At 66.8% G+C, this 25114-nt stretch carries 22 protein-coding genes; 17 read left to right on the top strand and 5 right to left on the bottom strand.

The annotated features are described in order from the left end of the window. Window positions 1–150 precede the first annotated feature (150 nt). The 16 genes from QW863_RS30300 to QW863_RS30225 all read left to right on the top strand — a co-directional run bounded on the left by QW863_RS30300 (window position 151) and on the right by QW863_RS30225 (window position 17951). Window positions 151–972, top strand: a complete 822-nt coding sequence (locus tag QW863_RS30300; RefSeq protein ID WP_315713545.1) for a sulfurtransferase/chromate resistance protein — start codon at window positions 151–153, stop codon at window positions 970–972. Then, window positions 969–2360, top strand: coding sequence for a chromate efflux transporter (gene chrA / locus QW863_RS30295; RefSeq protein WP_315713546.1), 1392 nt, complete (start codon window positions 969–971; stop codon window positions 2358–2360). Before QW863_RS30300 ends, chrA begins: the two co-directional genes overlap by 4 nt. Before the next feature lie 51 nt (window positions 2361–2411). Continuing rightward, window positions 2412–3326, top strand: a complete 915-nt coding sequence (locus QW863_RS30290; RefSeq protein WP_315713547.1) for a DUF1259 domain-containing protein — start codon at window positions 2412–2414, stop codon at window positions 3324–3326. A gap of 265 nt (window positions 3327–3591) precedes the next feature. Beyond that, window positions 3592–4260, top strand: coding sequence for a Crp/Fnr family transcriptional regulator (locus QW863_RS30285; RefSeq protein WP_315713659.1), 669 nt, complete (start codon window positions 3592–3594; stop codon window positions 4258–4260). Window positions 4261–4349: 89 nt separating this feature from the next. Further along, the gene (locus QW863_RS30280) at window positions 4350–4553 is read left to right on the top strand and encodes a DUF2892 domain-containing protein (protein WP_315713548.1); all 204 of its coding nucleotides are present in this window, start codon (window positions 4350–4352) and stop codon (window positions 4551–4553) included. A 70-nt stretch (window positions 4554–4623) separates the two neighbouring features. Further along, window positions 4624–5511: an MBL fold metallo-hydrolase gene (locus tag QW863_RS30275; RefSeq protein ID WP_315713549.1), complete on the top strand. Its 888-nt coding sequence runs from the start codon at window positions 4624–4626 to the stop codon at window positions 5509–5511. A 151-nt stretch (window positions 5512–5662) separates the two neighbouring features. Continuing rightward, on the top strand, window positions 5663–6004 hold the full coding sequence (locus QW863_RS30270) for a hypothetical protein (RefSeq protein ID WP_315713550.1): 342 nt from the start codon (window positions 5663–5665) through the stop codon (window positions 6002–6004). A gap of 178 nt (window positions 6005–6182) precedes the next feature. After that, entirely contained in the window at window positions 6183–8297 is a 2115-nt protein-coding gene (locus tag QW863_RS30265) for a protein-disulfide reductase DsbD family protein (protein ID WP_315713551.1), read from the top strand. Further along, window positions 8294–8932: a DsbA family protein gene (locus QW863_RS30260; RefSeq protein WP_315713552.1), complete on the top strand. Its 639-nt coding sequence runs from the start codon at window positions 8294–8296 to the stop codon at window positions 8930–8932. The genes QW863_RS30265 and QW863_RS30260 overlap by 4 nt, the downstream gene beginning before the upstream one ends. Window positions 8933–9427: 495 nt before the next feature. Next, on the top strand, window positions 9428–10330 hold the full coding sequence (locus QW863_RS30255) for a LysR substrate-binding domain-containing protein (RefSeq protein WP_315713553.1): 903 nt from the start codon (window positions 9428–9430) through the stop codon (window positions 10328–10330). A gap of 134 nt (window positions 10331–10464) precedes the next feature. Next, window positions 10465–11409: a 5-dehydro-4-deoxyglucarate dehydratase gene (gene kdgD, locus QW863_RS30250; protein ID WP_315713554.1), complete on the top strand. Its 945-nt coding sequence runs from the start codon at window positions 10465–10467 to the stop codon at window positions 11407–11409. Window positions 11410–11565: 156 nt separating this feature from the next. Beyond that, entirely contained in the window at window positions 11566–12921 is a 1356-nt protein-coding gene (gene gudD, locus QW863_RS30245) for a glucarate dehydratase (RefSeq protein ID WP_315713555.1), read from the top strand. 53 nt (window positions 12922–12974) lie between these two features. Next, on the top strand, window positions 12975–14423 hold the full coding sequence (locus QW863_RS30240) for an aldehyde dehydrogenase family protein (RefSeq protein WP_315713556.1): 1449 nt from the start codon (window positions 12975–12977) through the stop codon (window positions 14421–14423). Between the two features lie 147 nt (window positions 14424–14570). Beyond that, complete coding sequence (garD, locus tag QW863_RS30235; RefSeq protein ID WP_315713557.1) at window positions 14571–16112, top strand: galactarate dehydratase; 1542 nt, start codon at window positions 14571–14573, stop codon at window positions 16110–16112. A gap of 174 nt (window positions 16113–16286) precedes the next feature. Further along, window positions 16287–17081: a class II aldolase/adducin family protein gene (locus tag QW863_RS30230; protein ID WP_315713558.1), complete on the top strand. Its 795-nt coding sequence runs from the start codon at window positions 16287–16289 to the stop codon at window positions 17079–17081. A 291-nt stretch (window positions 17082–17372) separates the two neighbouring features. Next, entirely contained in the window at window positions 17373–17951 is a 579-nt protein-coding gene (locus QW863_RS30225; RefSeq protein ID WP_315713559.1) for a hypothetical protein, read from the top strand. A 718-nt stretch (window positions 17952–18669) separates the two neighbouring features. Here the strand turns inward: QW863_RS30225 and QW863_RS30220 are convergent. After that, entirely contained in the window at window positions 18670–20118 is a 1449-nt protein-coding gene (locus QW863_RS30220) for a PLP-dependent aminotransferase family protein (protein ID WP_315713560.1), read from the bottom strand. Between the two features lie 64 nt (window positions 20119–20182). On the opposite strand from QW863_RS30220, the gene QW863_RS30215 reads away from it, so the two are divergent. Beyond that, window positions 20183–20905 (top strand): pyridoxamine 5'-phosphate oxidase family protein, encoded by a 723-nt coding sequence (locus QW863_RS30215; RefSeq protein WP_315713561.1) that lies wholly within the window; start codon window positions 20183–20185, stop codon window positions 20903–20905. 326 nt (window positions 20906–21231) lie between these two features. Here QW863_RS30215 and QW863_RS30210 read toward each other — a convergent pair whose 3' ends face one another. Genes QW863_RS30210 through QW863_RS30195 form a run of 4 tightly spaced genes read right to left on the bottom strand, consistent with a single transcriptional unit; the run spans window position 21232 to window position 25111 of the window. After that, on the bottom strand, window positions 21232–22278 hold the full coding sequence (locus tag QW863_RS30210; protein WP_315713562.1) for an ABC transporter substrate-binding protein: 1047 nt from the start codon (window positions 22276–22278) through the stop codon (window positions 21232–21234). After that, window positions 22275–23447 (bottom strand): FAD-dependent oxidoreductase, encoded by a 1173-nt coding sequence (locus tag QW863_RS30205; protein WP_315713563.1) that lies wholly within the window; start codon window positions 23445–23447, stop codon window positions 22275–22277. The genes QW863_RS30210 and QW863_RS30205 overlap by 4 nt, the downstream gene beginning before the upstream one ends. Next, window positions 23431–24825 carry an FAD/NAD(P)-binding oxidoreductase gene (locus QW863_RS30200; protein WP_315713564.1) on the bottom strand — a complete coding sequence of 465 codons (1395 nt, stop codon included), beginning with the start codon at window positions 24823–24825 and terminating at the stop codon, window positions 23431–23433. The genes QW863_RS30205 and QW863_RS30200 overlap by 17 nt, the downstream gene beginning before the upstream one ends. Beyond that, window positions 24818–25111, bottom strand: coding sequence for a (2Fe-2S)-binding protein (locus tag QW863_RS30195; protein WP_315713565.1), 294 nt, complete (start codon window positions 25109–25111; stop codon window positions 24818–24820). Before QW863_RS30195 ends, QW863_RS30200 begins: the two co-directional genes overlap by 8 nt. Between the last annotated feature and the right edge of the window lie 3 nt (window positions 25112–25114).

Genomic DNA, 25114 nt, shown 5'->3' with positions numbered 1-25114 from the left:
AATGGCGACCGCGGCGGTCCCCGATCGTTCCAGCACAGGGATGGGTTGACAGCCGAACAATCGAGCGCTTTATTCTGCGGCACGGGGATGTGCGATCTCCCCGCGAGGCGACATGCCCAAGAATCGCGTCCTGGTCACCAAGGGCGCAGCATGTCATCATCATACACCTCGATCTCACCCGAAAAATTGTCTCGACTGATCGGCACGGCGACCTCGCCACGGCTCGTCGACGTGCGTGTCGACGAGGATTTCGCCGCCGACCCACGCCTCATCCCCGGCGCCGTCAGGCGCTCCCATCTCGACGTCCAGCAATGGGCACCGAGCTTCACCGGCCAATCGGTTGTCGTGATCTGCCAGAAAGGCAAGAAGCTGAGCGAAGGCACCGCGGCCTGGCTCCGGTGCAGCAACGTCGCAGCCGAGGTCCTCGAGGGCGGCCACGTCGGCTGGACGGAGTCCCAACTCCCGACCGTGCCCGCAGACAGGATTCCCGCGAGGGACGACCGCGGCCGCACCGTCTGGGTCACGCGATCACGTCCCAAGATCGACCGCATCGCCTGTCCATGGCTGATCCGTCGCTTCGTCGACCCTGCAGCGGTCTTCCTGTTCGTGACGCCGGCCGAAGTCGAAGCCGTCGCCGAGCGTTTCCAAGCCACTCCCTTCGACATCGAGAATGTCTTCTGGAGCCACCGCGGCGAGCTTTGCACCTTCGACGTCATGGTCGAGGAGCTCGGTCTGCGGACACCGCCCTTGGAACGACTCGCCACGCTGGTGCGGGCCGCGGATACGGCGCGACTTGATCTCTCGCCCGAGGCTCCCGGCCTCCTTGCCGCTTCACTCGGGCTGTCGCGAATGTACGACGACGATCTGGAGCAGTTGAGCGCGGGGCTGCTGCTCTATGATGCCTTCTACCGCTGGTGCCGCGACGCCACGAAGGAGGCGCACAACTGGCCGTCCAGCAAGGTGAAGTCATGACGGACCTCGTAGCATCGCGGAAGCCGGTTGCGGCCGAGCACGCCCATGGCATCTCCTTCAACGACGCGCTTCTCGTGTGGATCCGGGTGGCCTGTCTGAGTTTCGGCGGCCCCGCCGGCCAGATCGCGGTCATGCATCGCATCCTCGTCGAGGAGAAGAACTGGATCTCGGAGAGCCGATTCCTGCACGCCCTGAACTACTGCATGCTGCTGCCGGGACCCGAGGCGCAGCAGCTTGCGACCTATATCGGCTGGCTGCTGCACCGGACCACCGGCGGCATCGTTGCGGGCACACTTTTCATTCTGCCCGGCATTTTCGCCATCATGGGCCTCAGCTACATCTATGCGGCCTATGGCAATGTCGGCGTCATCGAAGCCTTGTTTTTCGGCCTCAAGGCGGCCGTGCTGGCGATCGTGATCCAGGCCGTCGTCCGCGTCGGCAAGCGCGCGCTGCGCAATCGGATCATGATCGGACTGGCGGCCGCAGCCTTCGTCGCGATCTTCTTCTTCCGCGCGCCGTTTCCGATCATCATCATTGCTGCCGGAGTCATCGGCTTCGTCGGAGCCCGCCTCGGCCGGCCGGAGTTCGCAGCCCTCGAGCACGGCGGCAAGAGCGCCGGCGCGATCGACAGCATGCTCGGCGAGGCCGTGCCGGATCACGTCCGTCCGAGCGCTTCGCGCACGCTGCGCGTGGCGGCCGTCTGGCTCGCGATCTGGCTCGTCCCCGTCTTCGCACTGCTGATCCTGCTCGGGCCGAACGACGTCTTCGGCCAGATCGCGATCTTCTTCAGCAAGATGGCGATGGTGACGTTCGGCGGCGCCTACGCCGTGCTCGCCTACGTCGCGCAACAGGCCGCGGAGTACTATCACTGGGTTGCTCCGCGCGAGATGCTCGACGGCCTCGGCATGGCGGAGACGACTCCCGGTCCCTTGATCATGGTCGTCCAGTTCGTGGGCTTCATGGCCGCGTTCCGCGGAGCGAGCGGGCTGTCTCCCATGCTCGCAGGCACGCTGGGCGGACTGCTGGCGACGTGGGTGACGTTCGCGCCCTGCTTTCTCTGGATCTTCGTCGGCGCGCCCTACATCGAGGCGTTGCGGGGAAACAAGGCGCTCGGCGGCGCGCTCTCGGCCATCACCGCCGCCGTCGTCGGCGTGATTCTCAATCTCTCGATCTGGTTCGCGCTGCACACCCTCTTCCGCGAGACCTTTCCGATCCAGGGATTCGGACTGTCATTCGACGCGCCCCGGCCGATGAGCATCGACCTGCCGGCCGTTGTCCTGTCGGTTGCGGCCGCCACGGCCATTTTCCGCTTCAACGTGGGAATGCTCGTCGTGCTCGCCGCCTCGTGCATCGCGGGCATCCTGATGCGCTTTTCGGGCGCCATCTGAGAACACGCTGCGACGGAACATGGGGGAGTGCCAGACCAAAAGGAGCGAACGATGAGAAGCACGATCTGGAGTCTGTTGGGCCTCGGCGCCTGCCTCCTCGCACACGGCGCCGGGCCGATCGTCTCGACGGCGCGCGCACAGGACATCGATTGGCAGAAGGTCGACGAGACATTGGGCCGGAAGCCGTCCGTGGCGGGAGACGTCCGCCGGTACGGCTTCCCGCGCACCGATCTCGCGGTGACCCTGGACGGCGTAACCATCAGGCCGGCGCTCGCGCTCGGCGGCTGGGTCGCGTTCAAGCCGGCGCATGGCGGCACCATGATCATGGGCGATCTCGTCCTGCTGGAATCCGAGGTCAACCCGGTGATGGCGAAGATGATCGCCGGCGGACTCGAAATCAGCGCCGTGCACAACCATCTGCTCCGCGCGAGCCCAGCAACGTCCTACATGCATGTCGTCGGTCACGGAGATCCGGTCAAACTCGCGTCCGCCATCCGCGACGCCCTCGCCGACAGCAAGACACCGTTGACGGTTGCGGCGTCGCCGACCACGCCGCCGCCGGCCATCGATCTCGACACGGCACAGCTCGATCAGATCCTGGCGGTCAAAGGACAGGCCAATGGCGGAGTCTATCAGTTCAGCGTGCCGCGACGCGATCCCATCGTCGAGGGCGGACTATCCTTGTCTCCCGTCGCGGCGATGGGCGTCGCGACGGGCATCAACTTCCAGCCGACCGGCGCAGGCAAAGCCGCCGTCACCGGTGACTTCGTGCTGAGCGGGGAGGAGGTGAACCCCGTGATCCGGACGCTCCGTGCCCACGGCATCGAGGTCACGGCGCTGCATAGTCACATGCTGGACGAACACCCCCGCCTCTTCTTCATGCACTTCTGGGCGAACGATGATGCGATCAAGCTCGCCAAGGGTTTGCGGGCGGCGCTCGACAAGACGGCAAGCACCAAGAGCTAAGAGCAAAGAGCGAGGAAAGGCGCGGTCCGAGAGTGTGCGGGCCTTGCTCTGCCGGCAGGTGCGGCAACCTTTTGGTCTGGCCCACCTGCAACGGCCGCGCATGCGTGAGACGCCGATCGGTTGCAAGGCAACGCGCTGCCGGAGTCCATGCGAGCTCTCTCGTGGTGCCGAAGATTGGGGACGGGGGGCAGATCCCGTCCCTCGACCCACGCGCGATCCTATGGCAAGTCTGGACGACGCCGATGTGGCGCAGCCGGATATCGTGATGCCGTCGAAGCAGGACTGGACGCTCGCTTTCCCGCCGTTGCGGCAATTGCCGGAGGAGATCTTCGCGCAGTTGCGCGAGGCCAGCCTGATTGTCGAACTTCCGGAAGGCAGCCGGATTTTCGGCCCCGGCCAGGCGCCGGACTCCTTCCTGCTGCTGCTGGACGGGACCATCCGCGTGCAGCAGACGTCCGAGTCCGGCCGCGAGATCGTGCTCTACCGCGTCCAGGCAGGCGAGAGCTGCGCGCTGACCACGGCCTGCCTAATGGGTTACGAGGAATACCAGGCCGAGGGCATCGCGGAGACCCGGATCCGCGCCGTGGCGATCCCGCGCGCGCTGTTCGACCGGCTGATCGCCAGCTCGCGCGAATTCCGCCAGTTCGTCTTCACCGCGTTCAGCCGCCGCGTCACCAATCTTTTCCGCATCATCGAGGAAGTCGCGTTCGAGCGGATCGATGCGCGGCTCGCGCAGAAGCTTCTGGATCTCGCCGGGGCGAAGCAGCAGATCGCTGCAACGCATCAGGAGCTCGCCAACGAGCTCGGCAGCGCACGCGAGGTCATCAGCCGCCAGCTCAATGAATTCGCGCGGCGCGGCTGGTTGCGAATGGCTCGCGGAATCGTCGAGATCACCGACAGACCGGCGCTCGTCCAGCTGGCCCAGCATGGCTAGGAACCGGCGTCTCTTGGTGACTTAGTTACATACCCGCGCAATGTCCCGCTCTATCGTCCGCATCATCGCAAGCCAAAGGGGAGCGCGACATGACACAGAACATTGGCAAGATTGACCGGCTGCTCAGGATCATCGTCGGACTCGCCATCCTCAGTCTCACGGTCGTGGGGCCGCAGACCTTGTGGGGCCTTCTGGGCCTGATCCCGCTGGGCACCGCACTGATCGGCTGGTGCCCGCCCTACGCGATGCTCGGCATCAATACCTGCGGAACGAAGTCCAATCCGACGTCTTAGACCGTTCTGGACGACAAAACGGGGCGTGGGCGGCGATGCCGCCCCGGAGCCAAATCGTGGAGCAGCAGCCATGTCCTATCCAATCGATCTCGGCGTGCAGCCGAAGGTGGCCGGATTCTTCGATCCTGACACCAGCACGATCAGCTACGTGGTGAAGGACCCGTCATCGCCGTCCTGCGCGATCGTCGATCCCGTCCTCGACATCGACTACGCAGCCGGCCGCATCAGCACCCGCTCCGCCGACATGCTGATCGACTACGTGAAGATCAACGGCCTCAGGCCGGAGTGGCTGATCGAAACGCATGCGCATGCCGACCATCTCTCCGCTGCGCCCTACATCCAGGACAAGCTCGGCGGCAAGATCGGCATCGGCGAACATATCCTGACCGTGCAGGAGACCTTCGGCAAGGTCTTCAACGAGGGCACGGAATTTCGCCGCGACGGCAGCCAGTTCGACCGGCTGTTCAAGGATGGCGACACCTATCAGGTGGGACAGATGACGGCCTTCGTGATGCACACGCCGGGCCATACGCCGGCCTGTGCCACACATGTGATGGGCGATGCCGCTTTCGTCGGCGACACCTTGTTCATGCCGGACGGGGGAACGGCGCGGGCCGATTTTCCAGGCGGCAATGCGCACACGCTGTACCGCTCGATCCGGAAGATCCTTGAGACGCTGCCGCGCGAGACCCGGCTGTTCATGTGTCATGACTATGCCCCCGACGGCCGCGCGGTGCGCTGGGAAACGACCGTCGGCGAGGAGCGGCTCCACAACATCCACGCGCGAGACGGGATGACCGAGAACGAGTTCGTCGCGCTCCGCGAGGCCCGCGACAAGACGCTCGGCATGCCGCGCCTGATCATTCCATCACTTCAGGTCAACATCCGCGCCGGACATCTGCCTCCCGCGGACGCGACGGGAAAGACATTCCTGAAGGTACCGATCAACGTACTTTGAGAACCACTCGCTTTGCTCACGCGATGCCGGCTTGGCCGCGAGCTCGCGGTGTCACGAAGATGTCAGTTGCCAGGAGCGGCCGGTCTGCGCGACCAGTCCAAGCTGGAGAAGTTGATCCAAGATGAGGCGTGCTGATTTCGAGATGCCAGCGATGACACGCCGCCTGATAGCGGCGCTGATCGTGCTCGTCTTGAGTCTGGCGCCTCTGCTCGGAACGTTCGAGGTTGCAACGGCAGACGCCGGCGCCGGTGCGCACCAATGGTCCCGAACGACCACGAGCGCGCCCAAGCCCTGCAGGAAGGCCGTCGTCCCGGGCATGATCAACACGTGTCCGTTTGCCGCGGCTGGTCTGACCGCCGTCCCGGCGAGCGACAGTGCGGCGGCACAGCCGGTTGCCGCCTCCCGGACGCTGTCCTGGCGCCCCTATGACGAGGCGCTGACAACGCAATGCGACGCGTCCTCGCCCTACCGTCCCCCCTGTCGCCACGCCTGATCCTTCCGTCGTCATCGGCTTACGGGCCGCGTAACGTCGTGACTTGAGCGGACGAATATCCACCATCGATCGTGCGTCGTGCAGGTCGGCTTAAGGTGCCCATTGCCAGGCGCGCCTTGCGCCGGGTCGCGCAGCGCAACTGCCACCGCAATGCACGATCAGCGCGCGGGAGATCATCATGTCCATCCGTCATCTTGGCCGGCTCGCATGGCTGCTCGGCCTGCTCCATCTTGCGGCGACGACCGCTGTCGCGGGCGAGTTGCACCCTCAGGCGAACGTCGACACGCGCCTGCTGGTCGGCGGCGTCACGCGAGCAGACGGCGGCCCGGCCGCGGCATGGGCCGGACTGGATGTCAGGCTGGATGCAGGCTGGCACACCTATTGGCGCTCGCCCGGCGATGCCGGCGCGCCACCCGAATTCGACTGGAGCGGCTCACGCAACGTCGCCGATGTCACCGTCGAATGGCCGGCGCCGAGCCGCTTCAGCGAGCAGGATATCGACACGTTCGGCTACGCCGAGCACGTGCTGTTTCCGTTGCGCGTGCGGCTCGAGGATGGAGCGGCGCCCGCACATCTCACGCTGAAAACGGTGCTGTTCGTCTGCTCGGTCATCTGCACCCAGCAGGAGGCCCATCTCGAGGCCGACATCCCCGCCGTCTCGCACCGGCCGAACGATCAGGCGCTGATCGACGAATGGCGGCAGAGCGTCCCCCGCGCGAGCTCGCCCGGGCTCTCCATCACGGCGTTGCGCATCGATCGACAACCAAAGCCGCATCTGCAGCTCGAGGCGCATGCGACGCCGCCACTGCACGCGCCCGACGTCTTCCTTGATGGGAACGATGCCGTGTCCGGCGGCCGTCCCCAGGTGAGCCCGATGTCGGACGGCGGCGTACGGATCACCGTGCCGGTGCAAGGCCTCGATCAGGCCGGTCCGGGACAACGCCTGCGGGTCACCCTGGTCGATGGCGACCGATCGATCGAGGCCATGCTTCCGGTGGATGCCGATGAAGCTGCTGACGCTTCTGCGGCCAAAGCAGCCACACCGGCACCGCGTCCTTCGGCGGCATCGCTCTGGACCATGCTCGGCGTGGCCCTGCTCGGCGGCTTCATCCTCAACTTCATGCCCTGCGTGTTTCCGGTGTTGTCGCTGAAGCTCGTTTCGCTGGTCGATCACGATCCCGCACAGGCGCCCTCGCCGCGCCGGGCATTCCTGGCGACGGCGGCCGGCATCGTCGCCTCGTTCGTGACACTTGCCACCGTCCTCTCCGCACTCAAGGCCGCGGGCGCCGAGGTCGGCTGGGGCCTGCAGTTTCAGCAGCCCGCTTTCCTCATCGCGATGATCATCGTGCTCGCGGCGTTCGGTGCCAACCTGCTCGGCCTGTTCGAGATCAGCCTGCCGTGGTGGATCGCCGGCCGCCTTGGCAACGCCGCGAGCCACAGGACGATGGCAGGTCATGCCATCAACGGCTTCGTCATGACGCTGCTGGCCACACCGTGCTCCGCGCCGTTCGTCGGGACCGCCGTCGCTTTTGCGCTGTCGCAGGCCGCGCCGCAAATCCTGCTGGTGTTCACCACGCTCGGGCTCGGCATGGCTGCGCCATATCTGTCTCTGGCCGCGGCGCCAGGCCTCGCCGCACTCTTCCCGCGGCCCGGCCGCTGGATGCTGAAGCTGCGCGTGCTTGCAGCGCTCGCGATGGCGGCGACCGCGCTATGGCTGCTGATCGTGCTCGCCGACATCAGTGGCCCCTCGACTGCGGCCGTCCTCGCCGCTGCGCTGCTCGTCCCCGCTCTGATCATGGCGTCGCTCCGTTTTCCGTTGCGGCGAACGATCGCCGGAGCCGGCCTCGCCGGCACGATCGGACTGGCGCTGATCGCCGCCACCTCCGTCAAGCAGCCGGACGGCGCAAGCCGGCCCGCCGGAATCGCCTGGCAGCCGCTGGTGCCCGCCGAGATCACGGCGCAGGTGCGGGCCGGTCACACGGTCTTCGTCGACATCGGCGCCAGCTGGTGCGTCACCTGCAAGGTCAACGAGAAGCTCGTGCTCGACAGCACGGCCGTGCGCAGCCGACTCGCGTCGGGTGTCGTTGCCGTCAAGGCGGACTGGACCTCGCCCAGCGACGCGATCGCGGCCTATCTCCGATCCTTTGGCCGCTACGGCCTGCCGTTCAACGTCGTGTTCGGCCCCGGAGCTCCCAACGGCATCCTGCTCCCCGAACTGCTGACGCCGCAGACCGTGCTGGACGCCATCGACACCGCATCGACCATCCCTCATCAGGAGAACGACAAGTCATGACCACGAAGACCTTTGCCGCATCGATCGCCATGCTGCTGCTGTTGACTGCGGCCATCCTGCCGATCCAGGCTCGCGCCGAGGACGACGACACCGACATTCTGAGCGAAGCGCGCATCCTGCACGATCCCGCCATCCCTGCCGTCGGAAACGCCGAGGGCGACATCACGATCGTCGAGTATTTCGACTATCAATGCCCCTATTGCCGCAAGATCAGCCCGGAGCTCGCCAAGGTGGTTCGCGACGACGGTCACGTCCGTCTCGTCTTCAAGGATTGGCCGATCTTCGGCGGCGCCTCGATCTACGCGGCACGCCTCACCCTGGCGGCGAGATATCAGGACAAGTTCGCCGAGGCCCATGAGGCGCTGATCTCGCTCAATGAGAAGCTGTCCGAGGCCAAGGTCGATGCGGCGCTCAGCGGCGCCGGAATCGACCTCACCCGCGCCAAGGCCGACCTCGCGGCCAAGCACGCCGACATCGACGCCGTGCTCGCGCGCAATCACGAGCAGGCCACGGGCCTTGGCTTCCGCGGCACGCCGGCCTTCATCATCGGCCATTTCCGCATTCCCGGCGTCCCCAATGCACAGGCTTTCAAGCAGGCCATTGCGGATGCCCGCGCTGCTGCTTCCGCCAAGTGAGCGGGCACCTGACGCTCGCCATGGGCAGCCGACTGCAGTGCCGTGCCCGCAAGGTGCAGCTCAGTAGCTGGCCCCAACGGAGAAGGAGATCTCGTTCCAGACGTTTGGGACAGCGGAGCTTCCTGATTCATTTCCGCGATAGGATAGAGTGAGGTCCTGATGCGGTTGGCCGGCACGGTCAGGCCGATCTCGGCATTGGCGAGGTGGCAGCCGGGGTCGTCGGCCGCGGCATGGCCGGCGATGCGCGGCGCACGCCGCGCGCGTATTGCATTGCAGACATGTGCGCGGGCACCACGGCGGCCGGCGACTCGGGATTGCATCATCGCTTCGCTCCGCGCATGACGGGCGCGGCAGGCAGTGGCCCCGCCTGATGCGAACCGCCGAGCTGGGCGCGTCTGCCAAGCCGCGGCCGATGATCCCGCCAACATTCCCACGGCACCCAATCGATGCTACCAAGCCCGCACAATCCGCCGTATCCATGCCGAGGACGCATCGATGTTCGACCTCAACCAGCTGCGCTGCTTCGTCACCGTGGCCGAGGAGCTGCATTTCGGCCGCGCCGCGATCCGGCTCAACATGACGCAGCCGCCGCTGTCGCGGCAGATCCAGGTGCTGGAGCACATCATCGATGCGGTGCTGCTGGAGCGCACCAGCCGCTCGGTCAAGCTGACGCCGGCCGGGCGCAGCTTTTTGCCCGAGGCACGGCGCATCCTGAAAATGGCCGAGAGCGCCGCCCAGGTGGCGCAGCGCATTGCCAGCGGCAAGAGCGGCTCGCTCAAGATCGGCTTCACCGCGGCCGCGGCTTACAGCTTCCTGCCCGATCTGGTCGCCGCCTGCCGCAGCGAGCTTCCAGAAGCCGATCTGTCGCTGAAGGAAATGGTCTCCGGCGACCAGATCGAGGCGCTGGCCTCCGGCCAGATCGACGCCGGCCTGCTGCGGCCGCCGATCGCGCGCCCCGAATTCGCCACCCGCCGCGTCGTCGCCGAGCCGCTCTGCGCCGCGCTGCCGCGCCGCCATCGTCTCGCCTCCGCCGAGGCCGTGTCGATCCGTGATTTCGACGGCCAGAACTTCATCATGTATTCGCAGACCGAGGCGCGCTATTTCCACGATCTCCTGGTGTCGCAGTTCATGCGTGCAGAGGTGCTGCCCCGCTACGTGCAGCATCTGAGCCAGATCCACTCGATCCTGGCGATGGTGCGCGCCGGCCTCGGGCTTGCGATCGTGCCCGAAGCTGCCTCCAGCCTGAAGATCGCCGATGTCCGGCTGCGGCCGCTGAAGCTGCGCAACCCGACGCCGGCCGAGCTGTTCCTGGTCTGGCGGCGCGATCACGACAATCCGCTGCTGCCGGCACTGGTCGAGCTGGCCGGCAATCTCGCCGTGCAGCACGCGGAAGATTGATATCTGATCCGCATCAATCGATACCGTCATTGGCTTGGACCGGCATCGAACTTGGTCCTACGACATCGCCCGGGGGAATGCGCGCCGGCGCCGGCCGCGCCCGTTCCCAAGGACATTCGTGAAGGACCCGCGCGATGAGCAAGATGACCCCGACGGAAATGGCTGCGAAGATCGGCAGCGGCCTGCTCTCCTTCCCCGTGACGCCGTTCAAGGCCGACTATTCGTTCGACGAGGCCACCTATCGCGCCAACATGGACTGGCTGTGCGGCTATGACGTCGCGGGCCTGTTCGCTGCCGGCGGCACCGGCGAGTTCTTCTCGCTGACCGCCGCCGAGGTGCCGGAGGTGGTCAAGGTCGCGGTCGACGAGACCAAGGGCCGCGTGCCCGTGCTCGCTGGCACCGGCTACGGCACCGCGATCGCGCGCGAGATCGCGATTGGCGCCGAGAAGGCCGGCGCCGACGGCCTCCTGCTGCTGCCGCCCTATCTGATGCATGCCGAGCAGGACGGCCTCGCCGCCCATGTCGAGGCGGTCTGCAAATCGGTCAAGATCGGCGTCATCGTCTACAACCGCGACAACGCCATCCTGCAGCCGGACACCCTGGCACGGCTGTGCGAGCGCTGCCCGAACCTGGTCGGCTACAAGGACGGCATCGGCGACATCGAGCTGATGACCCGTGTCTACACCAAGATGGGCGACCGCCTGACCTATATCGGCGGCCTGCCGACCGCCGAGACCTTCGCCCTGCCCTATCTCGACATGGGCGTGACGACCTACTCCTCGGCCGTGTTCAACTTCGTGCCGGAGTTCGCGACGAACTTCTATGCCGCAGTGCGCAAGCGCGACCACGCCACCATCCATGCCGGATTGAAGGATTTCATTTTGCCGCTGATCGCGATACGCAACCGCAAGAAAGGCTACGCGGTCTCGATCATCAAGGCCGGCATGAAGGTGATCGGCCGCGATTCCGGCCCTGTCCGCCTGCCGCTGACCGATCTGACCGCGGAGGAGATGGCGGAGCTGACGGCGCTGGTGAAGGCGCTGCCGGGCGCCGTCTCGACACAGCAGGCGGCGGAGTGATCTTGCTGTCATTCCGGGGCAAGGCCGCAAGGCCTTGAACCCGGAATCTCGGAGTTGATGGATAAGAAGAGACGCAAGCCAATCTCTGGATTCCGGGTTCAGCCCTGACGGGCTGCCCCGGAATGACGGAGATAGGAAGAAGACCGGGAGGAGCACATGAGTCACGCAGCCATCAGCACCGGAATCTCCGGCGCGCCGGTCGTCACCGGCATGGAGGTCATTCCGATGGCCGGCCGTGACAGCATGCTGCTCAATCTCAGCGGGGCGCATGGGCCGTTCTTCACCCGCAACCTCGTCATCCTCACCGACAATGCCGGCCACACTGGCGTCGGCGAGGTGCCCGGCGGCGAGAAGATCCGGCAGACGCTGGAGGATGCGAAGAGCCTGATCGTGGGCAGGAGCATCGGCGCCTGTAACACCATCCTCGCCACGATGCGTACCGCCTTCGCCGATCGTGACGCCGGCGGCCGCGGCAAGCAGACCTTCGATCTGCGCGTCATGATCCATGCGGTGACCGCAGTCGAATCCGCGCTGCTCGACCTGCTCGGCCAGCATCTCGGCCTGCCGGTGGCGGCCCTGCTCGGCGAAGGCCAGCAGCGCGCCTCCGTCGAGGCGCTCGGCTATCTGTTCTTCATCGGCGACCGCAAGAAGACCGACCTGCCCTACGCCACCGGCGAGCGCGAGAAGGACGGCTGGTATACGCTGCGACATCAGGAGGCGATGACGCCCGAAGCTGTGGTGCGGCTCGCCGAGGCGACGCACGAGGCCTATGGCTTCGCCGACTTCAAGTTGAAGGGCGGCGTGCTCCGAGGCGAGGCCGAGATCGAGGCGGTGACCGCAATCGCGAAGCGCTTCCCGCAGGCGCGGGTCACGCTCGATCCCAACGGTGCCTGGTCGCTCGATGAGGCGATCCGGCTGTGCAAGGACATGCACGGCATCCTGGCCTATGCCGAGGACCCGTGCGGCGCCGAGGCCGGCTTCTCCGGCCGCGAGATCATGGCGGAGTTCCGCCGCGCCACGGGCCTGCCGACCGCCACCAACATGATCGCCACCGACTGGCGGCAGCTCAGCCATGCGCTGCGGCTCGGGGCGGTCGACATTCCCTTGGCCGACCCCCATTTCTGGACCATGCAGGGCTCGGTGCGCGTCGCCCAGACCTGCCGCGACAATGGCCTGACCTGGGGTTCGCACTCCAACAACCATTTCGACATTTCGCTGGCGATGTTCACCCACGTGGCCGCCGCCGCGCCGGGCAAGGTCACCGCCATCGACACCCACTGGATCTGGCAGGACGGCCAGGCGCTGACCAAGGCGCCGCTGCAGATCAAGGGCGGCAGGATCGCCGTGCCCGAGCAACCCGGGCTCGGTGTCGAGGTTGACCGCGGCGCCATCGAAAAGGCGAATGCGCTGTACAAGAGCCACGGGCTCGGTGCACGCGACGACGCCGTCGCAATGCAGTATCTGATCCCCGGCTGGACCTTCGACGACAAGCGCCCCTGTCTCGTGCGATGACGGGGGCGATCGGTTAGATTGTCCGAGCAATCGCGCAAAGTCTGGAGAACAACATGAACGCGATCCTCAAGAATTTCATTGCCGGCGAGTGGGTCGACGGCAGCGGGGTCACCCGCAACATCAATCCGTCCAACACCAACGATGTCGTCGGCGAATACGCCAAGGCCGACAAGGCGCAGACCGAGAAGGCGATCGCCGCCGCCAAGGCCGCCTTCCCGGCCTGGTCGCGCTCGACGCCGCAGGAGCGCTATGACGCGCTCAACAAGATCTCGGCGGAGATCCTGTCGCGCAAGGAAGAGCTCGGCCGCCTGCTGGCGCGCGAGGAGGGCAAGACGCTGCCGGAGGGCATCGGCGAGGTCGCCCGTGCCGGCCAGATCTTTGCGTTCTTTGCCGGCGAGGCGCTGCGCCTCACCGGCGAGAAGGGCGCCTCGGTCCGTCCGGGCCTCGACGTCGAGATCACCCGCGAGGCCGTCGGCGTCGTCGGCATGATCACGCCCTGGAATTTCCCGATCGCGATCCCCGCCTGGAAGATCGCGCCCGCGCTCTGCTACGGCAACACGGTCGTGTTCAAGCCGGCGGAGCTGGTGCCCGGCTCGGCGCATGCGCTGTCCGAGATCATCGCGCGCTCCGGCCTTCCCGCCGGCGTCTTCAACCTCGTCGTCGGCTCCGGCTCGGTGGTCGGCCAGACCCTGCTCGAGCATCCGGATGTTCACGCGATCTCCTTCACCGGCTCGGTCGGCACGGGGCGCAAGATCGCGCAGGCCTGCGTGCTGTCGAACCCGATGAAGAAGTTCCAGCTGGAGATGGGCGGCAAGAATCCGATGGTCGTGCTCGACGATGCCGACGTCAAGGTCGCGGTCGAAGCCTGTGTCAACGGCTCCTATTTCTCGACCGGCCAACGCTGCACGGCGTCCTCGCGCCTGATCGTCACCGAGGGCATCCACGACAAGTTCGTCGCGGCGATGACCGAGCGGCTCAAGGGCCTCGTGGTCGATGACGCCGTCAAGCAGGGCACCCATATCGGCCCGGTGGTCGACGCCAACCAGCTCGAGCAGGATCAGCGCTATCTCAAGATCGGCCAGGACGAAGGCGCCAAGCTCACCTGGGGCGGCGAGCTGCTCAACCGCGAGACGCCCGGCTTCTACATGCAGCCAGCGCTGTTCACCGAGGCCACCAACGCGATGCGCATTGCCCGCGAGGAGATCTTCGGACCGGTCGCCTGCGTCATCCGCGCCAAGAACTACGACGAGGCGCTGGCGATCGCCAACGACACCGAGTTCGGCCTCGCGGCCGGCGTCTGCACCACCAGCCTGAAATACGCCTCGCACTTCAAGCGCAACAGCGAGGCCGGCATGGTGATGGTCAATTTGCCGACCGCCGGCGTCGACTACCACGTCCCGTTCGGCGGCCGCAAAGGCTCGAGCTACGGCGCCCGCGAGCAGGGCTCCTACGCGCGGGAGTTCTACACGACGGTGAAGACGGCCTACACCTTCCCGGTGTGAGCCTCGTCCGCCGTGAGCTAACAGACGGGCCGCATCGACGGTCCACTCCCTCTCCCCGTTCTTACGGGGAGAGGGGATGAAAGAAGGAAGTAGGCGGGCACGGCGCTCCGCGCCTTTGCCCACCCACCGGAGCGGAACGGAGCCAGCATGAACCAGCAGGTCGTCGCCAACCAGGAGCCCCGCATCATCAAGCTCAACGCGCGCGACAACGTCGCGATCGTGGTGAACGATTTCGGCCTGCCTGCCGGCACCAAATTTCCCGATGGCCTGACGCTGAGGAACTTCGTCCCGCAGGGCCACAAGACCGCACTGGTCGACATCGCCGAGGGCGCGCCGATCGTCCGCTACGGCGAGATCATCGGCTATGCGAAGTCGCCGATCGCATCCGGCGAATGGGTGGACGAGGCTCGCATCGACATGCCTGAGGCCCCTGCCCTCGATCAGCTCGAAATCTCCACCGCGGTGCCGGCGCCAATGCCGCCGCTCGAAGGCTACACCTTCGAAGGCTATCGCAATCGCGACGGCTCGGTCGGCACCCGCAACGTGCTCGGCATCTCGACCTCGGTCCAATGCGTCAAGGGGACGCTCGAATTCGCGATCAAGCGCATCAAGAGCGAGCTGCTGCCGAAGTACCCGAATGTCGATGACGTCGTCGCGCTCACCCACGCCTATGGCTGCGGTGTCGCGATCACGGCGCCAGATGCCGTGGTGCCGATCCGAACCCTGCAGAACCTCGCACTGAACCCGAATTTCGGCGGCGAGATCCTGGTCGTCGGCCTCGGCTGCGAGAAGCTCGCGCCGGAGCGGCTGCTGCCGGAAGGCACTGAAGACTCGATCGTCCGAATGCAGGACGAAGCGTTCGACGGCTTCGGCGCCATCGTCGACGCCATCATGACCCAGGCCGATCGCCGCCTCGCCGACCTCAACAAGCGCAAGCGCGAGACCTGCCCGGCGTCCGATCTCGTCATCGGCCTGCAATGCGGCGGCAGCGATGCGTTCTCCGGTGTGACCGCCAATCCCGCAGTGGGCTTCGCGGCGGACCTGCTGGTGCGCGCGGGCGCGACCGTGATGTTCTCGGAGGTGACCGAGGTTCGCGACGCGATCCAATTGCTGACCCGGCGCGCCATCAACGAGGACGTCGGCCGCGCGCTGATCCGTGAGATGGACTGGTACGATTCCTATCTCGCGCGCGGCGGCGCCGATCGCAGCGCCAACACGACGCCCGGCAACAAGAAGGGCGGCCTCGCCAACATCGTCGAGAAGTCGCTGGGCTCGATCGTGAAGTCGGGCTCCGGTCCGATCCACGGCGTGCTGGCGCCGGGCGAGAAGGCCAGGCAAAAGGGCATGCTGTTCGCGGCGACGCCGGCCTCCGACTTCATCTGTGGCACCTTGCAGCTCGCATCCGGCATGACCTTGCAGGTGTTCACCACGGGCCGCGGTACGCCCTACGGCCTTGCGGCGGCGCCCGTCATCAAGGTCGCGACCCGCAGCGAGCTGGCGCGCCGCTGGAAGGATCTGATCGACTTCGACGCCGGCCGCATCGCCACCGGCGAGATGACGATCGAGGAAACCGGCTGGGAGTTGTTCAAGCTGATCCTCGACGTCGCCTCCGGCCGCACCAAGCCATGGTCGGACCGCTGGGGCATCCACAACGATCTGACCTTGTTCAATCCGGCTCCGGTGACCTGAGGGAGCGCTCACCCTGCCATGCCAATTGCCTCGCTCAAACCTCTCCCCGTCATTGCGAGCGAAGCGAAGCAATCCAGGGTCCCACCCACCATCCTGGATTGCTTCGCTTCGCTCGCAATGACGCGTATGTTGAAGCAACGAGCCTAGACAACGAAGGCCGGGAGGAAGAGCCAGATGTCCAGCTTCAGCCGCTTCGCCGCGATTGCCGTAGCAGCCTTCCTCCTCTCCGCCGGCCCTTCCCGCGCCCAAGACGCCATCCCTGGTGTCCCCCGCGAGCTGCTCGAGGACATCGCGACCGGCAGCCGCATCCTCGCCGATCTCGGCGTCGTCGACGCCTTCGGCCATGTCAGCGCGCGGCATCCCACCAATCCGCACCACTTCCTGATGGCACGCTCGATCGCGCCGGCGCAGGTCACGGCCAATGACATCATGGAGTTCGACGAGAACGGCGAGCCGGTCGATGCGAGGAACCGTGCGGTCTTCCTCGAGCGCTTCATCCATGCCGAGATCTACAAGGCGCGTCCGGACGTCAGCGCCGTGGTGCATACGCATTCGCCGGGCGTCGTGCCGTTCAGCGTCAGCCGCACGGCCTTGAAGCCGCTGTATCACAATGCGGCCTTTCTCGGCGACGGCGCGCCGGTGTGGGACATTGGCAAGGAGTTCGGCGCCACCAACATGCTGGTCAGCAACAATGTGATCGGCAAATCGCTGGCGGCCACGCTTGGCGACAAATCGGTGGTGCTGATGCGCGGCCACGGCGACGTTGCGGTTGGACCGTCGGTCAAGGCCGCCGTGTTCCGTGCCTATTACACCGACGTCAATGCGAAGCTGCAGGCGCAGGCGATCGGACTCGGCAGCGACGTCACCTATCTCAGTGCCGAGGAGGCCGCCAAGGCCGACGCAGTCAACATGGTGATCATGGATCGCGCCTGGTCGCTGTGGAAGCACAAGGCGCAGTCGGCGAAGTAGTCCCGGAGATTGAAGATCATTCCGGGGTAGCGCCGCCCCGGAATCCTGTGACGCGCCGAGCCCGCTGCACCGCGCCTTCCGTCTCGACATGGAGCGCGAGCGAGCGCGCGGCGTGCGCACGGAACTTTCCATTCCTTTTACGGTATCGGCCGACCGCCCGTGCCGTACAGCGCCGGGCTTGCGCTGGCGCGATGTGCACTGCCGCACCGGTGTCCGACCTCTTTTTGCCGCAAAGCTGACACATCGCTTAACCTCTCGCGCTGTCATGATTCCTCCAGGCTCACCCCGCGGATGCCCCTGCATTTTCTTCGTCTTGCTGCCGTTGCGCTCGGTCTCTTCCTGGGTACGCCCTGCCTGGCTCAGCAGCCGATGCCGGTGACGAGCTCGCCGGAGGAGCGGCCCGACATCGATCTCTACGCGCTGATGTCCGGCACCTGCCGGACCGCGAAGGTCGACGGCCGCGAATTTTCCTGCAAGACGGTGGCGTTCTTTCACAGCGAGAAGGGGCGCGCCCATTTCACCGTCGCGCTCGACGATCCCGCTGACGAGAGCCACATCATCGCGTTCTCCGGCATCAATGGCCGCAGGTCGATCCAGAACGTCTACGAACTGCCGATCGACAGGATGCTGCTGAATTCCAAGCATCGCCCGAAGGTCGATGGCATTCCGGTGCCGGTGACGAAGAGCTCGGCCGGCATGTGCCGTCAGGTCGGCAACTTCGCGATGCTCAAGGTCACGAGCGTGACCTGCTCCGCCAAGGACGACAGCGGCCGCGCCTATGAGCTGCAGTTCGTCTCCGACGGCACGCCCATCACCTTGCGCCGGGTGCGCCAGACGATGACGAACGCCGAGCACAATCCCTATGAATGAGCGCGTCGCGATTGCGGCGACCGCGCGCATCCGCGTCGCCTGACGCATCTGCTCCAATCCGCATCTCGAACAGCCATGAACATGAGGGCGCGTTCTCGCGGCAGATGATGCCCGAGGCTTACGATCCGTCTCGCCCTTTCGAAGTGCAAAGGGCGCAGGGAATGCCGGGTGAAGGCCTCACCCATGGCCCGCCTGCGGAAAGAAATGCAGGCGGCAGGTACCACAGGCAAAGCCGGTTCAACCCGGCATTCCCTGCGCGATGGTCTCCACGCTTATACGCAGTCTCCCTGGTGCGCCGGGCTTGTTGGCCACCATTGCGACAATGCACTCGCGCGCATTGCGCGTGATACCAGCATCGGGGTATCAGGACGCTGCGACTTCACGTCCGCGCATCGCCGTTCGTCCGCACGCCTGACAGCATGCTGCGGCAACAGCGCGGCCATCGCATCCCCACCTCGCGTGTCGTGACGATCGCGCGCTACGCCCCTCTGCGGTGAGGCGGGATGCGCTACCAAAGCACGATTTTCGAAAAAACGAAAGAAGAAAATGCAGGCGCCCGATCGGTCGTCAAAAGCGCGTTGAACGAATTGAACAAAATCCAGACCGGCGTGTTGCGCGCGACACGCAAGCGGAGCCTCTGTGCAGATTCGCAGGAGCTCATGGCCCTGTTGATTTGCCCGACGTGCCGGCTCGGCCACACTCGTGGCATCGATGATGCTCAGCGCGGGCGCGCCGCCCCGCCCAAGATGTCCTGGGTGGCGCGTCCGAGCCGCCTGGCGGCATCGGCGAGATCCTTCGCTGCAAATCCCGAATAGCCCAGGATGAAACCGTCGGGCCCGCGCTGCACGATCCGCGCATCCGACAACAGCCGGCATTCGATGCCGGCCCGGTCGCGGATCAGTTTCGCCGCGCCCTTCGGGGCTGCGGGCGGCAAGGTCGCCAGCAGATGCAACCCTTGCGACGGCGCGGCCAGTTGCAGGCTGCCTTTGCCGTGCTTGGCGAGCGCGTCGGCGACGACATCGCGCGCCTGGCGATAGCGCGGGCGCAGCCGCCGCATGTGCGCCGCGAGCACGCCGTCGGCCATCAGGTCGGCCAGAGCGTCCTGCATGAAGGCCGGCGGAAACCGGTCCTGCGCCGCGCGCGCCGCGACGACCCGCGCGACCAGCGCCGGCGGCACCACGAGGTAGCCGAGCCGCAGTCCCGCGAACAGCGTCTTGCCGAAGGTGCCGAGATAGATGACGCGCTCGCCGCCGATGCCGGCCAGCGCGGTCAGCGGCGGGCCGGCAAAGCGGTACTCGCTGTCGTAGTCGTCCTCGAAGATGTAGGCGTCCGCCCTGCGCGCCCAGTCGAGCAGCGCGATGCGCCGCGCCATGCTCATCGCAACGCCGGTCGGAAACTGATGCGATGGCGTCACGTAGGCGGCCTTGGCCGCCATGTGCGCCGTCTCGCCCGAGCTCACCACGATGCCTTCGTCATCGACGGGCACCGGGACCAGCTTCGCGCCGGTCGTGCTCAACGTGTGGCGCGAGGCGACATAGCCGGGATCCTCGAACCAGACGGGATCGCCCGGCGCAAGCAACGCGTCGATGCATAGCCGCAGGCCATGCTGGGTGCCGCTCACGATGAGAATGCAGCTTGGGTCGCAGCGTACGCCGCGATTGGCGGCAAGGTAGTGCGCGACCTGGGTGCGCAGATGCAGGCTGCCGCGCGGATCGCCATAGCCGAGCTCATCCGGCGCGGCGTGGGCGATGCGGCGCCGGCTGGCCGCGGCGAGTCGCCGCAAGAGCACGGGATCGACCAGCGTGCAGCCGAGCGCGAACGGCCGGCGCGGCGGAATGCGAACATCCAGCTCAGCGACCGGCGCGGCGACCTGCGGTGCGGGCAGCCGTGCCGCGACATAGGTGCCGGCGCCGTGGCGCGCCTCGACCAGGCCGTCCGACAGCAGCGCTTCATAGGCTGCGACGATCGCGTTGCGGCGAACACCGAGCTGCTCGGCGAGCCCGCGCGTCGAAGGCAGACGAAGGCCGGGCACGAGCAGGCCGTCGACGATGCCGGTCCGCAGCGCGCCGTGCACCTGCTGCGACTGGCTGCGGATGGTGCGGTCGAGGTGGATCGGCAGCGCCAGCACGTCGTCGCGGCGCCGCGAAGTGGTTGCCTGCTTTCGCATCGAAGTGGAACTCCCGGCAACCACTTTGCCATGGCATGACGTCGACGGAAACAGGAGACTGACGATGTCCGAGCAACAGATGCCGAGCTATCCCGTCGACGACACCAACCGGGTCAAGCGGCGGCATCAGCGCGCCCATTACGATCATGCGACCGTCCATGCGCTGCTCGACTCCGCAACGCTGTGCCACGTCTCCTATGTCATCGACGGCCAGCCCTATTGCACGCCGACGCTGTATTGGCGCGAGGGAACGACGCTGTATTGGCATGGCTCGAGCGCCAGCCGCATGTTGCGCAACCTGTCCGAGGGACAGCCGGCCTGTCTCACCGTCACCCATCTCGACGGCCTGGTGCTGGCGCGCAGCGCCTTCCATCACTCGGCCGACTATCGCTCGGTGATGGCGTTCGGCCATGCCCGGCTGATCGAGGATCAGGCGGAGAAGGAGCGCGCGCTGGTGATGATGGTCGATCGGCTGTTTCCCGGCCGCACGGCGAGCCTGCGCCCGACCACGGAGCAGGAGCTCAAGGCCACGTCGGTCGTGACCATGGAGATCGAAAAGGCATCGGCGAAGATCCGCGCCGCGGGCGTCATCGACGATGAGGAGGACTACGCGCTGCCGATCTATGCCGAGCGCATTCCGGTGCACACCCTGATCGGGCCGCCGGAGCCCGATGGCCGATTGCTGCCGGGCGTCACCCGTCCCGCGACGCTGTCAGGTTTCAGCGCCGGACGGCGGCTCGATGAGGCGCTGACGGAGGCGTATGCGACGAACTATCCGGCGGGGTAATGCGCGTAGCTACCAAGCGATCCAGAGTGCCTTGCGCAGCCCTGGATCGCCTCGTCGCTACACTCCTCGCAATGACAATCAGAGCAGGCGTAGCGCCACACACTCTCCGTCATCGCCCGGCTCGACCGGGCGATCCCGTACGCCGAGACGGCTGTGATGGCATCGAAGGCAGCGGCGGACTGGATACCCCGCTTTGGCGGGGTATGACGATGGAAGCGCAAACGCGCTGGCTCCCCGGCCGTCATCGCGAGCGCCAGCGAAGCGATCCGGGGCCGCATGAAAGGTCTGAATCGCCTCGCGCGCAATGACGAGGGAACGAAGCCGGCCTACCGCTCGATCATCCTGTTCCAGCGCGTATTCCATTCCGGGCGCCTGGCGTTGATGACGTCCCAGTCGAGCGTGATCGCGCTCTTCATGTAGCCGTGGAAGGTCGCGAGCTTCTGCTCGGCCGCCGGCGTTGTGGCTTTCGCGGTGGTGTTGGACGGCACGATGTTGCCGGCGGCCAGCGCCTTGGCCTGCGCTTCCGGCGACAGCAGATAGGCGGCGAGCTTCTGCGCCAGCTCGGATTCGGAGTTGTTGGCGATGACGCATTCGGCGACCATCAGCACGACCGAGCCTTCCTTCGGCTGCGCGTATTCGACAGCGATACCCTTCTCCTTCAAGGTCGACACCGCGGTCGGCGTGAGCGGGAAGATCGCGGCCTCGCCGGTCTGCACCATCTCGGAGATCTTGGCCGAGTTCGGAATGTATTCGAGCACGTTCTTGCCGATCGTGTCGGGAAACGCCTTGAAGCCCGGCTCGACATTGGCCTCGCTGCCGCCGTTGATGCGGTTGACCATCAGGAAGGCGTGCAGGCCGAAGGTCGAGACCGAGGCCGACTGGAACACGACCTTGTCCTTGAATTTGGGATCGGCGAGATCGAGCCAGGAGGTCGGCGCCGCCCAGCCCTTTTCGTCGAACAGCTTCTTGTTGTAGGCAAGGCCGGTCATGCCGATGTCGATGCCGGCGGCGATGTCGTCCTTGAGTCGCGCGAACGGCTCGAGCTGGCCGAGCGCCTCGCTCGGCTTCAGCTTCTCGCACAGACCAAGGCCGGCGGCGCGGATCATCACGCCGTCGTCGAGAAACATCACGTGCATCTGCGGCTTGTCCTTCGCCGCGATCGCCTTGGCGAGGATCTCCGACGAGGTGCCGGGCACGACGACGATCTTGACGTCGTTGGCCTTCTCGAAGTCCGGAAACACCGCCTGCGTATAGGTGCGCTCGAAATTGCCGCCGTTCATGCCGACATAGAGCGTCCTGGTTTCGGCGTGCGCGGAAGCGGTGGCGAGCATCAGCGCGAGGGCTGAGCCGAGCGCGGCGCGAGCATCGATCATGGCGAGGTCTCCTTCGATCCTGTCGTCATTGCTGCTTGAGAGGCATCGCCCGGCTGCGATGCGGGTGAGAAACGAGTGATGGCGAAGGCCGCGATCGGCGTCGAGGTCTCGCCGTCGCGCACCAGCTCGGCCAGCACCTCGCCGACCCCTGGCGCGATCTGGAAGCCGGCGCCGGAGAAGCCGAAGGCGTGAATCAGTCCCGGCGTCGTCGCGCTCGGCCCGATCACCGGATTGCGGTCGGGCATCGTCGCCTCGGTGCCGCTCCAGAACCGAATCGCCTGGGCATGGCGCAGCGGGCCGAACAGCTCGCTGGCGCGCTGCATGATGGCGAGCACGCCGTCGCTGCGCGGGCGCGAATAGTCGGGATCGGCGAGCGGCGCGGCGCGCTCGCCGCCGACCACGACGTTGCCGCGCGTAACCTGCCGCGCGTAGATGCCGCCGCCCTCGATGCCGATGTTGACGCCGAGAAATAGATCGAGCGGCTCGGTCACGATCATCGACGGATAGGTGCGCTCCAGCGGCACCGGCTCGTCGAACGCGCGCGCCAAGCCGTCGGCCCAGGCGCCGGCGCTGTTGATCACGGTACGCGTCCTGATGGCAACGTCGCCGGCCTCGATCACGAAGCCCTCGAATGTCCTGGTGGCGCCTGTGACCTCCGTGTTCTCCAGCACCTCGGCGCCGGCGCGACGCGCCGCTGCGGCGAAGGCGGTGGCGACCAGCCGGGGATTGGCGTGGCCGTCGCCAGGACAGAACGAACCGCCCACGACGCCGCCCGCGATGCCGAAGCGCTCGTGCAGTTGATTGTGGCCGATCAGCTCGAGAGCGAGCCCGAACGGCGCGACCTCGACGGCGTAGCGCTCCAGGCTCGCCATGTCCGCAGGCGAGCGCGCGAGCTTGAGATGGCCGGAGCGCAGGAACTCGCCGTCGATGCCGATGAGCTGCGCGAGCCGCGGCCAGATTGCATGCGCGCGCTGCGACAGCGGCAGTTGCTCGGGCGGGCGGCCCTGGCGGCGCACGCCGCCATAGTTCACGCCGCTCGCCTGAGCGCCGCAGAAGCCCTTGTCGAGCAGCGTGACGGAGAAGCCCATGCCGCGCAGCGCCAGCGCGGCGGAGCTGCCGACCAGCCCGCCGCCGACGATCGCGACATCGCAGTCAATGCGCCGGGTCATGCTGCCTCTCGTCGAGGGACAGACTCACGGCCACCGGGATCGGCTTGATCGGCGCCTGCGCGCGCAGCCGGCCGACGGCGCCCATGTCGCGGCGCGTCTGCGCAGCCAAGAGCTCCGCGGCGGCCGCGCCGCACATGCGGCCCTGGCAGCGGCCCATGCCGATGCGCGTCACCGCCTTCAGGCGATTGATCTCGGTGAGCGAGAAATCCCTGATCGCGCGCCGCGCCTCGCCGGCATCGATCTCCTCGCAGCGGCACAGCAGCGTGTCATCGGCGATGTCGCCCGCCCAATGCGATGGATAGGGAAAGGCGGCTTCGAGCCCATCGCGCAGCCGGTCGATCCGCGCCAGCGCATGTTCGAGGGCGGTAGCGCGCACCGAATCATGCGGCAGGCCGCGATCCTCCAACAATGCCAGCGCGGCCCGCTCGCCGGCGGCTTCCGCGGCATCGGCGCCGGCGATGCGGGCGCCGTCGCCGGCGAGGTACACGCCCGCGATGCTGCTGCGGCCACCGGCGTCGCGAACCGGACGATGCGCGCGGTCGCGCGCATCGAAGCGAAAGGCGCAGCCGGCGAGATCAGCAGCCTGAGTCTCCGAGCGCAGACCGAGGCCGTAGCCGACGCCGTCGCAGGTGATCGCGTGTTCGCGCCCGCCGGCCCGATAGACGATGCGCGCCACCCTGCCCTTGCCCTCGATCCGAAGCCGGGACACGCCAGACCGCACGCGCGTGCCGCGCAGCGTCAACTCCAGCGCCATGCGCAATCCACGCAGCACGATGCCCGGCGCGAGCGGCAACGCGCGCAGCAGATTGAGCTTCGCAGACAAGGGCGCCGCGTCGAGCACGGCGGCAACGTCGACGCCGGCCTTCATGTATTGCCAGGCGACCAGATAGAGCAGCGGGCCGGAGCCAGCGAACACCACGCGCCGGCCGATCGCACAGCCCTGCGCCTTCAGCGCGATCTGCGCGCCGCCGAGCGTAAACACGCCCGGCAGGGTCCAGCCGGGGATCGGCAGCACGCGATCGGTCGCCCCGGTCGCGAGGATGAGTCCATCATAATTGATGCGATGGCTGATGCCGTCGCGGAGAATGGCGGCCGCGCCGTCGCGCAGATTCCACAGCAGCGTGTTCGACTGATAGTCGATTGCGGTGCCGAGCGCCGCAAAGTCGTGATGCAGCCGCGCGGCCTTCGAAGCCTCCGAGCCGTAGCACGCCGTGGCATCGCGGCCGTCGGGACTCAGCGGCTGGCGATAGATCTGGCCGCCGCAGGCGTGGCCTTCATCGACCACGATCGGCCGCAGGCCGGCCGCGACCAATGTCATCGCGGCGCGGATGCCGGCCGGGCCGGCGCCGACGATCAGGGGCGATGCGCGCTCAGCCATGGCCGCGCCCTCGTCGTGTGATGATGTCCATGCCTTCGGTAAGCGGCGTCGTGCAGGCGCGCAGCCGCTCACCGCTCGCGAGCTGCACCCAGCAGTCCTGGCACGCGCCCATCTGGCAGAAGCCGGCCCGTGGCGCGGCGGAAAACTCGCTGTAGCGAAGCCGGTCGACCTGGCAGAGCATGGCCGTCAGCACGGTGTCGCCGGCGCGGCCGTCGCAGGGCACGCCATCGATCGTGAAGGAGATGACGGCGCTGTCGTTGCGGACGAGACGATGCAACAGCGGCATGGT

It is taken from the genome of Bradyrhizobium sp. SZCCHNR1017 (assembly GCF_032381375.1).
Classification (GTDB): domain Bacteria; phylum Pseudomonadota; class Alphaproteobacteria; order Rhizobiales; family Xanthobacteraceae; genus Bradyrhizobium.
The sequence above is the reverse complement of the archived record's forward strand: the minus strand, read 5'-3'. Positions and strand labels throughout refer to the sequence as shown.